Genomic DNA, 11954 nt, shown 5'->3' on the forward strand with positions numbered 1-11954 from the left:
TTTATCCAATGACCTTATGCCCATAAGGAGATGTGAATTAAGCAATAATCAACCTTTGGTAGCCCGTATTAGCATCGCGTAATACGAGACCGAAGCAATAACGTGGTACTGTTTCCTGCATTACGCGATGCTAATGCAGGCTACGAAGTAATGTGAAATTCCAACTTAATGGCAGTTTCCCATGCTCAGATGAAAACGCTCTTCAAATAAGTGGTATTAAAACCAGGCTTTACTGAATTCTACAGTAACCACACCTTGGGGCGTTTTTTCCAACATACTCCATACACTCTTACAACGCTGCAAATAACCAATCAACACATTATTATTACTGCAGCGATAACGCACTGGCATCGCATCATAAAACTCATTGCTGTCTATAGCCTGGCAACGTTCACCATTTACTAGTTCAATTGCCCAAGGAAAAGCCCGAGACATATCTAAAGGAATATGATATTCATTATTTAAAGAAGTACTTACTTCGATTTTAGTACTGTCTGCCTCCCATGGAGATAAGGGACAGACTGCTTCATTATTTATGACCCCTGTTTTCACAAAACAGGGGTCATAAACAACGCCATTAGCTTGGCAACGCCATGCATCTTCGCGCTTAATCAATTGAGACTGGGAATAACATTCACCAGATACTTTATTAATAACTACAGGAGCAATTTGCTCCACTACATCCCCAAAAGGCCTATACAGTTTTAACACTGTATCGCCAGCCGTAGCTAAAAAAGAATAAAAACAAAGCAATACCAGTGAAGCTCGTTGCATTATGATGACCCCTGTCATTCTATTTCGTTTATCATCGCATATTAATATTAAAATCTTTACCGGTTACAGCAAACAATCTGCTGCTCTTTTACCATAAAGTAACAGCCTTCTTCCATTTCATCGAGCAATCTTCACAGCCATTTATCATCTTGAGCATCACGTAGAATTCCCGGGACTCAGGACATCCTTCACGATGCTCAGAATGACGTTACTTTTCTAAACCGAAGGAAAGTACAACTGATTCTTCTCCTATCAAAATCACATTAATTTAACTTGAGAACGAGAAATAGCAGTCGCTAAAAACTGCTCTAACACTTCATGTATATCATTTCTCTTGGGGTTGTTAATAAACTGCTGAATGTCAGTTTTTAGCTCCAGGATGAGATGAGGCAATACCTCGCTTAGCTCTTGCCTTTCTTTAGCGCGATAATTAATTTCTTTTCGGATTAATTCATCAAGCATGTCAAACACTTCCTCCTGAGAACAATCAAAATGCCCAATTAAACAATGATTCATTTGCTTTTCTACTTTGCTGTTCAGCATGGTTTGTATGATTATTAATGAAATCAAACAATCAGCTTGGTACTTAACCAGCAAATTTTTATAAAGCTGAGCCTGTTCTAGTGTCCTATTTAATCCACTAAACAAATCGAAAAACCATCTGGATTCGCTTTCGATTTTACGTTCAAAAGAAATTAAAGCATGCTCAATAGCAATAGAAACACTATTACATCGTAATTGATGACTAAACAATTTATCCGGAATTATCAAACTACCAACCGCAAAATCATCGCCAAATTTCTGGTTTGCTTCTGCTTTTTTTGCACGAACAATCAATTCCGATTGTCTTTCCTCAACTATTGCCAAAAGCTGGCTAAATAAAGAAGAATGATTGTTGAAAAACTCTGATGCCAAAGCCAGATGTTTTACACTTTGTTTACTGCCTACCTTATTTAGCGAGCCTGTTTCAATCGTATCGACCAGTCGTTCTAATTCCGGTTGAAGGTATGTATAACCCACCAGCTCATCTCCAGGCATCACTTTAGTATTAAAAACTGTATTACGACGAATCACTAAATCAATATCTGATTGAGAATAAGAGTCAAAAGCATCTTTAAACCCATCAACTTCGGTATGAGCCACAAGTTGCTCAATTACTCCATTGGCCGCTCGTTTAATTACTATCCCAGTATCACCTATGCCAAATCCGGCACAAAATAATGCATCGTTTCGTTGATAGGTTATAGCAAGAGACATAGTAAACTCAGCCCTGACAGCATGTTTTTTTCTTAGAGAATATATAGACTTAATTAGCAATTCCGTTACCACATCAGGCTCTTCTTTTGTTCCAAGATCATTAGAATACTGTTCCATTAATGAAACAACATGATTGGATACAAATGCAAATACAGCCTCTCTATCACCACCAAAAAAACCATCGACAATAATTTGAAAAGCCATGCCGTCTTTAGTATATCCAATAATCACTTGATCATCAGTATCCTTCGCTTTAGCTACATCATTTCCACACTCATCCAGATGAATAAATAAACTGGAAACAAAAATAGAGCTGTTTCCATTATCTATTCGATTAGGTATAGAGCGATAAGCTTGCCCAGATCTGACACCATGGCATGATTGGGAAATGAATAAACGCAAGAGATACTCCCGAGAAACAAGATAAGTTCATTTTAACACAATATTAAGCAGTTTTTTTGACCTAACCAGTTTAACTCATTCATAATAATTCCTATTTTTTATCAAAAGAATTCAGAATTGGGCATTCCTGAGTAACACTTGTTTCGCATTCATTAACTAATTGATGAAGAAAATCCCTCGCCTCCTTTAGCTCAGCCATTTTTTTATCAAGCATGCAGATACGCTGTTGAGACAAATATCTGATGTATTCGCGATCATCTGTAGCATTGCAGCCTAATAATAATTTTATTTCCTTAAGGGTGAATCCGGCTTTTTTTGCAGCAAGAATAAACTTAAGCCGTTGTGTATCCTGCTGTCCATAACGTCTGATACCACTTAAATCCTTATTCTGCTCTGGAATGTCAAGCAATCCTTGGCGCTGATAAAAACGAATGGTTTCTACACCAAGGCCAAACATTTTGGCAAATTCACCAATTTTTTTATCACTCATTGTATCCCTCACTTGACACCGTACTATTGTACGTACTCTATAGTATTACTATAGTCAATAAAAGAGCATTTAAGATGAATAAGATCTCAAGTAAAAAAGCAGTAGTGTATCGCATGGTAATGGAGCATCATGTGTGTCCTTATGGGCTAAAAGCCAAAGATTTATTGAAGCGCCAAGGCTATGAAATCGAGGACAATTGGCTAACAACCCGTGAGCAAATCGATGCATTGAAAGCAGAATACGATGTTAAAACCACCCCGCAGATTTTTATTAATGGTGAGCGAATTGGAAGTTATGACGATTTACGTCGTCATTTTGGCAAAAAGATAGCAGATCCCAAAGAAAAAAGTTATCGTCCCGTGATTGCCCTCTTTTTCATCACAGCACTCATGGCGATGTCCACCAGTTACGCTTTTTCCGGAAATCCGATTACGCCTCGTGCGCTAGGCTGGTTTATTGCCTTTAGCATGTCTGTTCTTGCGCTTCTAAAACTACAAAATATAGAAAGCTTTTCCACCATGTTTTTAAATTACGATCTCTTGGCGAAACGCTGGGTTCCTTACAGCTACATTTATCCCTTTGCCGAGGCCTTAGCAGGGATATTGATGATCTCAAACTCCCTGAATTGGCTTTCCATTCCAGTTGCTCTATTCATAGGAACGGTAGGTGCCCTTTCGGTTTTTAAAGCAGTTTATATCGATAAGCGTGAATTAAAATGTGCCTGTGTTGGCGGAGACAGTAATGTACCCTTAGGATTTATTTCACTCACTGAAAATTTAATGATGATTGGCATGGCTTTGTTCATGTTGTTTATGTAAGGAGAACCTCTGATGCAGTATTTATCGGCACTGTTATTGTTAGGCCTTATGGGCAGTTACCCTGCTTATGCTCATGAACATATGAAAGATAAAATAACGAACCCAAGCATTATTCAGGTAGTAATTGAGAATGCTCCTGGTAAAATCACAGCCAACACAACAGAAACGCTTCGCTTGCAATTATTAAAAGAATGATCCAGATCCAAAGGCAAGTGTTGAACCAACCAAAGGAATGACGACCAAATATTCAGTCATCCACGAAGTATCTCCTGGTTTGGCAGCTTTGGGACCGAGAGTAGAGTCAAACGTAACTCCTAGTCCGACTCAAGAACACGTTGTTACCCAAAAGGTTACAGTGATAGCCGCAACAAATACATCAGCAACAATGAAGCAAGAACAAGAGGTTGAACCAGAACATACTGCAAGTTTAGGAAGAGATAGATGGGGAGGTATTGTATCCCCCATACAGCTTCATTGAAGCCTAGTATAGCGTCCCCTAAGTTTTAGACGAGACGTTGGCGAATTGAATCGAGGGAGTGCATGAAACACATGACCGAAGATGAAGGAACCGACAACGAAATATAAAGCTTAGCGGAGCGCTATATCATAACCCAGACATTTTATTGATATTTGCCTCAATTCCAGCACAGGATTTATCCAATTGACTAGCTGCCGTTAAAAGTCTTCCCCCACTGATTTTATTTAGTGTATCATCGCATACTAGTATAAATGTCTTTACCGATTTTGGAGTACATAATGACAGAAGTCTTTACCATAAAACAATGTCTGGATGGTGAAATCAGTGTTGATGAAACCGTTACGGTAAGAGGTTGGGTTAAAACACGACGCGATTCAAAGGCAGGTTTATCTTTTATTAGCTTACATGACGGCTCCTGTTTTTCTCCAATTCAGATAGTAGCCACCGACGGATTATCCAATTACCATGAAGAAGTAACCAAATTAAATGCCGGCTGCTCGATGATAGCCACCGGAAAACTAGTCGCTTCTCAAGGAAAAGGCCAACGTTTTGAAATACAGGCAGACCATATTGAAGTAGTTGGCTGGGTAGAAAATCCAGATACTTATCCTGTGCAAGCCAAACGGCATACCCTGGAGTTTTTAAGAGATGTAGCTCATTTACGCCCACGCACCAATACAATTAGTGCCGTAACCCGTATTCGTCATTGTTTAGCCCAGGCCGTTCACCGGTTTTATGACCAACAAGGCTTTTTCTGGATTCATACCCCTATTATTACTGCCAGCGATTGTGAAGGTGCTGGTGAGATGTTTCGCGTATCGACCCTGGATATGTTAAATATTCCTAAAAATGAGCAAGGTCAGATTGATTTCAGTAAAGATTTTTTCGGTAAAGAAACCTTTCTTACCGTTTCTGGCCAATTAAACGTTGAAGCCTATTGTATGGCTATGTCCAAAGTCTACACTTTTGGCCCAACCTTCCGCGCAGAAAATTCAAACACCAGTCGCCATCTGGCTGAATTCTGGATGATTGAACCCGAAATTGCATTCGCTAACCTGCATGATATCTGTGAATTAAGCCAGAGCATGTTACGCTACTTATGTAAAACCGTTCTTGATGAACGTGCTGATGATATGGAATTTTTTAATCAGTTTGTTGATACTGGCTGTATCGAACGTATGGAACGTATGGCAGAAGCTGATTTTGAGGTGATGACCTATACAGATGCCATTAAAATTCTAGAATCCTGTGATCACAAATTTGAATATCCCGTTAGTTGGAGTCTTGATTTGCAATCCGAACATGAACGTTATTTGGCAGAAGTACATTGCAAAAAGCCCGTCATTCTGACCAATTATCCGCAAGAGATCAAAGGATTCTACATGAGACTTAATGATGATGAGAAAACCGTGGCAGCTATGGATGTTCTGGCTCCAGGCATTGGTGAAATCATCGGAGGAAGTCAGCGTGAAGAACGACTGCATATTCTGGATAAACGTATGGATGAATGTAATCTGAATAAAGATCACTACCAATGGTATAGAGATCTGCGCCGTTACGGTACTGTACCTCATGCTGGATTCGGCTTAGGCTTTGAACGCTTGATCAGTTATGTAACGGGTGTCGCCAATGTACGTGATGTAATACCCTTCCCACGCACACCAGGACACGCAGACTATTAATTCCAATTAAGGACAAAGCTTATTACACTCAGTTTCGCTATTATCATAAGCGAACTGAGTGGGTCCTTTATCTGGAGCTGAATATTTAAATCGATTGCTGGTTGCTCGAAATCCCTTAAAACCAGGAAGTCCTGTATCTATAAGATCATATTCATCTTTATCAAACGCACTGTTAGGAATGAACGCCCTGCGCGAAGCTGGAAGACTATTTATCTCTTGATTATCACCTATTGTTGCCAAAGAGGTAGAACCCGCAAATGGACATGAAACGGGCTTTCCTCTTTTTAATAACAACAGGAATGGGCTAAGCGGAATCTTAACTTCCTCTGTCAGCCTGTCTGTAATTTTTTCATCACTTTTTGTTAACATCCTTATTACTCCTTGTTATGAAACTAATCCTGTATCATCAATCTTCCTTCATGTAATACCAACACTCTATCCATGCGTTTGGCAATGTCCTGATCGTGGGTCACTATAACCAATGCTGTTTTCATTTCTTTATTAAGATCCAGCATTAAATCAAAAACTTTTGTTGCGGTTGCTTGATCCAGATTTCCTGTTGGCTCATCTGCCAAGACACAATTGGGTTGATGGACTAATGCTCTGGCAATAGCAACACGTTGACGCTCTCCTCCGGAAAGCTGGGCGGGTTTATGCCCCGTTCTATGTTTTAACCCCACATGCTCCAACATATCATTGGCTTGGTGTTCTGCCTCCTTTACCGTCATGCCGGATATTAATAAAGGCATGACTGCATTCTCAAGTGCAGTAAATTCAGGCAACAAATGATGAAACTGATACACAAATCCCAGTTTTTTATTTCTCAAACGGCAACGCTGTTTTTCATTTATTTTTTGCCATTCCACATCACCAATACTGACAGTTCCACTGGTAGGCTTATCCAAGCCGCCTAATAAATGCAATAAAGTACTCTTTCCTGAACCTGAGGGCCCAATGATTGCGATACTATCGCCCTGGGCAATATGCAAATCAATTCCTTTCAATACTTCTACTTTAGAAGCACCATCATTATAAGATTTATATAATTTTTTACTTTGAAGAATAGAATCACTCATAATGTAAGGCCTCCGCAATCACTGTTTTTGAAGCGCGCCAGGCTGGGTATATAGTCGCGGCAAAGCTCATTAATAAAGCCATAACACAAACGTGCCACAGATCACTGAACAAAATTTCAGAAGGTAAATAATCAACAAAATAGATACTTGAAGACAATACTTTCACATTAAACAGATTTTGTAAGTAATTCACTATCGCAGTAGCATTTTTTGCCAGTACCAGACCACCCGCCAAACCGATGCCAGTCCCGACTATCCCCACCATCATTCCTTGCACAATAAATATCCAGAGAATAGTTGATGGCGTTGCCCCAATAGTTCTTAATATCGCAATCTCTGCCTGTTTGTCATTAACCACCATTACTAATGACGACACCAGATTAAATGCAGCAACAGCGATGATGAGCATCAAAATCAGAAACATCATGGTTTTTTCCATTTTGACTGCTTCAAAAAAGGCACCAAATTGCTGTGTCCAATTCCCAACCTGATACTCTTCGCCTAACAAATTGGATAATTTATCTGACAGCTCCGGGGCTTGATATACATTATCAATTTTCATTTTCAAACCAGTAACATCATCCCCAAGTTGCAACAGTTTCTGCGCATCAGCAATATTGATAAAAGCCAGCTTGGTATCAAAGTTAAAACCACTGCCAGCCGAAAAAACACCAACAACAGTAAATCGTTTAAAGCGCGGGATCATACCTGCTGGAGTCACTGTTGCCTGAGGTATCATGATAGTGACCTTATCCCCCATCATAAGCCCTAAAGTATCAGCCAGGCCTTTACCCAAAATGATGCCGAAATGATTCAGGTTTTTCATATCACCAGCCAGTAACTTATCATTAAGATGAGTCACGGTGATTTCTTTTTCTGGCAACACTCCAGTCAGAACTATAGGCAATACTTGACCTTCATGAGTTAACAGTCCCTGGCCGCCAACATAAGGAGCTACCGCTTTAATCTGAGGAATGCCTTGAATTTTTTGTTCCAGTGCTTGCCAGTCAGCTAACCTCTCATCAGGTCCTGTGACTGTGATTTCAGGCGCCATACCAAAAAACCGATTATGAATTTCATGATCAAAGCCATTCATCACGGAGAGCACAGTAACCAACACCATCACTCCCATACCAATACCGAGCATGGAGCTTAAGGAAATAAAAGAAACAAAATGATTCTTTTTTCTAGATCGGGTGTAACGCAATCCTATAAAAAGGGCTAATGGTTTATACATAATTGCTTTAATTTTAGTTAAAGTTCTATTGTAGAGAAAAACTATCTCAGGGGATATACCTCGCATGAAGATCTCTAAGTTTATTATTAACTCCAACTAGAACCCTGACTGAGTGCCACATAGCAAAATATCGATGTTGTTTAGTAAATAAACACGTGTTTTTATGATATGACTTAGTTGCAAATTTTAACCATAATGGCTTAATATTCCCTTAACTAATTTGCCCTATACTTAGTTATATATATTATTGGAGCACAATGTATGCCTTTTCCCAAGCTATCGGCCGTATTAAATAACTGCCCATTACATGCACTTACTCCTGAAGTAAAAAATGAAGTAGTAAAATTTGCTGCAGATGAGCACTATGATAATCATCATAATGCTCAATACGAGCGATTAAAAAGCAAATTTGCCGCGTTTTATGAATTACATCCAGAAACCTTTAGCTGGAAACAATTTGCAAATCTTTTAGAGCACTATAATGCATTTGATACTCAGATTATATTAGGTCCGGTGTTGCGCTCCTTCATGAAAGACGCAATGGCTAACGAGGAAATGGTTCCTAAGCTAGCAATGGTTCAGGACATTGATACCGAATCGTACATCTATTCAAAAACCGAATTAAGCCCCGTGACCAGCCGTTATGCAAGTTTGTCTCCTGATGAACTATTTACCTTTGTAAGCAAGCATTTAGGGTTTAGTCTCACCTATCACCCTCAAGGAAAACCAGCAGTAACCTTTAAATCCGAGCAACCAATATCTGAGATTGAGATTTATCATCAAGGAGGTATTGATGGTGCTCAAGCGGGAGGTCATTGGGAAAGAACCAATAAAGGTGAAGCAAGCATTAATGTACAAGCTCAAAATGACACTCAACTGGATATGATCATTCAGCTTTTGGGTGAGAACCCGGCTGTAAATCCTTGTGGGTTTAATTTGCTTAAAAAACATGTTCAAATAAATGAACAAATTGTAGAACCAACTTTTCAATCAGACGTAGATTGTGCAGAACTAAATATTGCAGCAACCCAAGTACTTAAATACCTATTTAATATTAATTCAGTTCCCAAAGAGCTTGCTGTTTCCCTCCTGGGTAAAAATTTGTCTCGATACACCGAAGAATTCATTCGAGAATATGAATTTGAACCAGTTCCTTCAAATCAAATTTTCGAGCGCTGGATTAAAGCTGATGAAGGGAAAAAGCCATTATTAAATAAAATTCAACAACAACTCGTCAATTTTTTAATAAGTAAGGTTCCTCAATCTTTAACTACTGAAATAAATGATGCAAAATTAGACAGAAGCGTCTTAGATACTGAAACCGCGCCTAGTGAACAACTGGTTAAAGAACTACATGAACAGTATCTTTCAGCACTACAGGAAAAAGAAAGACTGGAACGAGAAAGCGAATTATTGGCTCAAAGACTATCTGATGCCGATAAACCACATGCTCTTTTGATAGCAGCAGACGACGAAGTACAATCAGAGGATTCTCAAGCGGATCTCGCACGCGAGGAACCAGATCCCAGTGAACAATTGATCAAGCAATTACTGGAACAAGAACGTTTAGCAATAGAACAGGAAGAAAAAGATATCCTGGCGAGTGAATTGCTAGCAAAAAAATTAACTGAGGAAAGTTACAGAAGTGTTCATCTGAATGGAGAGAGGGATTTTTCAGAACATCAGACGCAAGAACAAGCGGAGCTTCAACTGGCCAGCGAACAACTAGCTAAAGAACTCGAGGCAAAACGGCTATTGGAACAACAAGAACAGTTGAAACATCAACTGACAAACGAACGGACCAAACACCAAAAAACAGATGAAAGCTCACCTGTCAGTACCAAAGAAAATAATACAGACAAGCCTCATACTGCTAAAGATAAAATGCAGATCATTACTCTGAAAATTGAAGCACAGAATAAATTCAAATTACAGCTCGACTTATTAGAAAAAAAAATGGATAACCTGGCCAAGCGAAAAGAAAAACATCGTAATAACCCGGAACAATTTAAAGCCCTTGAACTGGCATGGGATGCGGCAAATACTCTTCATACCCAATTGGGTTTGGCTGGGAAGACTTATTTAAACAACCCAACACAAAAAACTTATCAAACTTATGAAACACGATGTAATAAACTATTTAAAGATGCTCATGAAGTCCTTGACCAACACCGCGACTGGTCTGAGTTTTTAATCAATATGGCATTAGGTGTATTAACTCTTGGAGCCGGTTTGCTGGTAAAAGGGGCAATAAACTATGCAATGAACAAGTCATTCTTTCACGTTCATAATACGGAAACGTCTGAGCTATTGGATCATATACAGGAAAACATTAAAAATCCTATGCCTGGGGGTTAATCAATTAAGTAATCGCATCCCTACTCTACTATTAAGAGCCAGAAACTTGATTGCACTTCGAAACGCAATCAAGGATTCCATTTTGTTTTTTAAGAATTTTTAAAATTGTAGGCTGAGTGTTAAATATTATACGAATGGGGAAAGAAAACATTCTCATTAATCTGCAACAGGACGCAATAAGATCAATTTTTTAACCAAACTCAACTTTAATCAACCATCATACCTTAATTGTATTATACTTAAGAATATTGCTTGTCTTAATTAAGGAGAATTGATCATGCATCTTTTTCTGAAAACCTTAATGGGACAATTTATTGGTATTAATGTAGAAAATATCAATACCGTGACCAGCATGGATATAAAAAAATTAATTCAAAAAAAAAGGAAGGTAGATTGTTCAGAACAAACCCTTATCATTGCAGGAAGAACCTGGGAAGATAACCTCACCTATCCGGAATTCAGAGAAAAAAACCCTCACTTGCCAACTGACTTAAATATCAATCATATAAAACTAGTCATTACTCCTATCCCTATTCCCCTGCGTCCCTTTGTTCGGTTGAATTATCATGAATTAAAGGAACTCAGCCCCCAGTTAACCAATCAACTATCTCGCGATTCCAGACCCCTGCGATTTACAGAAGAACTACATATCAGCACACAAACATATTGGAACGATTTGAGCCTCCACGAACGAGTTAAGGTGCTGAGCAATCCAGATTATGCACAAATGATTTCATCACTAAGTACCAAAGAAATTGATGCCATGCAAAACAATAGAAACAATATGATGTAATTATTTTAATAGCCTTACCTAATACCAAAACCTGAGCCAAAATTTCAGAATAAAGGTTCCTCGAGATGCTTAATGAATTAAAATAAAGTCCTTTCAACGTTTTGGCTGCCCTTGGTAAAAGCCCAAATTTCATGGAAAGATGAAGCGGCTAAAATGTGGCGACTCGACTAAATCAAATGAGAAATAACTAAGGGCTTCCAAAGATACGAATTAAATAAATATCTTAGCCTGAGTGTTTTTTACGTATTACATCATTTGGCTTTATAATCTATCCTCTTTAGTCTTTAAAACAAATAGAGATATCAATGAAATCAGCCTGTGTTTATCTGGGGGCTAACTCTGGCAATAATAACCAATTTAGTGAAACAGTAGTTTCATTAGCTAAAGAATTAGCTGATATGGGGCTTACTCTGATATACGGTGGTTCAAGCTTAGGAATGATGGGGCTTTTAGCTACTACCATTAAAGAGCATGGGGGAAAAGCAATTGGCATAATAACCACAAAGCTTATTGAAAAAGAAAAGCCTTTGGCTCTATTACTCACCTTACGCACGCCACTCGTTAGCAAGCCATATTTTTTAACTCCTGC

General features: G+C 38.7%; 13 protein-coding genes. 7 read left to right on the forward strand and 6 right to left on the reverse strand.

Annotated features, from left to right (window positions below):
- Nucleotides 1-216: 216 nt before the first annotated feature.
- The 3 genes from Q0495_RS15315 to Q0495_RS15325 form a co-directional block, all read right to left on the reverse strand.
- The gene (locus Q0495_RS15315) at nucleotides 217-777 is read right to left on the reverse strand and encodes a hypothetical protein (protein WP_298627850.1); all 561 of its coding nucleotides are present in this window, start codon (nucleotides 775-777) and stop codon (nucleotides 217-219) included.
- Between the two features lie 255 nt (nucleotides 778-1032).
- Nucleotides 1033-2433, reverse strand: a complete 1401-nt coding sequence (locus Q0495_RS15320; RefSeq protein ID WP_298627833.1) for a deAMPylase SidD family protein — start codon at nucleotides 2431-2433, stop codon at nucleotides 1033-1035.
- A gap of 91 nt (nucleotides 2434-2524) precedes the next feature.
- Nucleotides 2525-2923, reverse strand: a complete 399-nt coding sequence (locus Q0495_RS15325) for a MerR family transcriptional regulator (protein WP_298627835.1) — start codon at nucleotides 2921-2923, stop codon at nucleotides 2525-2527.
- A 74-nt stretch (nucleotides 2924-2997) separates the two neighbouring features.
- Between Q0495_RS15325 and Q0495_RS15330 the strand changes: the two genes are divergently transcribed.
- From Q0495_RS15330 to asnS, 4 genes are all read left to right on the forward strand, one after another.
- Nucleotides 2998-3741 (forward strand): MauE/DoxX family redox-associated membrane protein, encoded by a 744-nt coding sequence (locus tag Q0495_RS15330; RefSeq protein WP_298627837.1) that lies wholly within the window; start codon nucleotides 2998-3000, stop codon nucleotides 3739-3741.
- A gap of 12 nt (nucleotides 3742-3753) precedes the next feature.
- The gene (locus Q0495_RS15335) at nucleotides 3754-3936 is read left to right on the forward strand and encodes a hypothetical protein (RefSeq protein ID WP_298627839.1); all 183 of its coding nucleotides are present in this window, start codon (nucleotides 3754-3756) and stop codon (nucleotides 3934-3936) included.
- A 37-nt stretch (nucleotides 3937-3973) separates the two neighbouring features.
- On the forward strand, nucleotides 3974-4219 hold the full coding sequence (locus Q0495_RS15340) for a hypothetical protein (RefSeq protein ID WP_298627841.1): 246 nt from the start codon (nucleotides 3974-3976) through the stop codon (nucleotides 4217-4219).
- A 278-nt stretch (nucleotides 4220-4497) separates the two neighbouring features.
- Nucleotides 4498-5901, forward strand: coding sequence for an asparagine--tRNA ligase (gene asnS / locus Q0495_RS15345; RefSeq protein ID WP_298627843.1), 1404 nt, complete (start codon nucleotides 4498-4500; stop codon nucleotides 5899-5901).
- Nucleotides 5902-5907: 6 nt separating this feature from the next.
- Here asnS and Q0495_RS15350 read toward each other — a convergent pair whose 3' ends face one another.
- The 3 genes from Q0495_RS15350 to Q0495_RS15360 are packed head-to-tail and all read right to left on the reverse strand — an operon-like array spanning nucleotide 5908 to nucleotide 8214.
- Nucleotides 5908-6270 (reverse strand): hypothetical protein, encoded by a 363-nt coding sequence (locus Q0495_RS15350; RefSeq protein ID WP_298627844.1) that lies wholly within the window; start codon nucleotides 6268-6270, stop codon nucleotides 5908-5910.
- 23 nt (nucleotides 6271-6293) lie between these two features.
- Nucleotides 6294-6977 carry a lipoprotein-releasing ABC transporter ATP-binding protein LolD gene (gene lolD / locus Q0495_RS15355; RefSeq protein ID WP_298627846.1) on the reverse strand — a complete coding sequence of 228 codons (684 nt, stop codon included), beginning with the start codon at nucleotides 6975-6977 and terminating at the stop codon, nucleotides 6294-6296.
- Nucleotides 6970-8214, reverse strand: a complete 1245-nt coding sequence (locus tag Q0495_RS15360; protein ID WP_298627852.1) for a lipoprotein-releasing ABC transporter permease subunit — start codon at nucleotides 8212-8214, stop codon at nucleotides 6970-6972. Before Q0495_RS15360 ends, lolD begins: the two co-directional genes overlap by 8 nt.
- Nucleotides 8215-8475: 261 nt before the next feature.
- On the opposite strand from Q0495_RS15360, the gene Q0495_RS15365 reads away from it, so the two are divergent.
- From Q0495_RS15365 to Q0495_RS15375, 3 genes are all read left to right on the forward strand, one after another.
- Nucleotides 8476-10572 carry a hypothetical protein gene (locus Q0495_RS15365; protein WP_298627848.1) on the forward strand — a complete coding sequence of 699 codons (2097 nt, stop codon included), beginning with the start codon at nucleotides 8476-8478 and terminating at the stop codon, nucleotides 10570-10572.
- A 277-nt stretch (nucleotides 10573-10849) separates the two neighbouring features.
- A complete protein-coding gene (locus Q0495_RS15370) occupies nucleotides 10850-11365 on the forward strand; it encodes a hypothetical protein (RefSeq protein ID WP_298627849.1) in 516 nt (171 codons plus the stop codon).
- Between the two features lie 305 nt (nucleotides 11366-11670).
- A partial coding sequence (locus Q0495_RS15375) for an LOG family protein (RefSeq protein ID WP_367274447.1) occupies nucleotides 11671-11954 on the forward strand: 284 nt, incomplete at its 3' end.

Source organism: uncultured Legionella sp. (assembly GCF_937871865.1).
Lineage (GTDB): Bacteria > Pseudomonadota > Gammaproteobacteria > Legionellales > Legionellaceae > Legionella.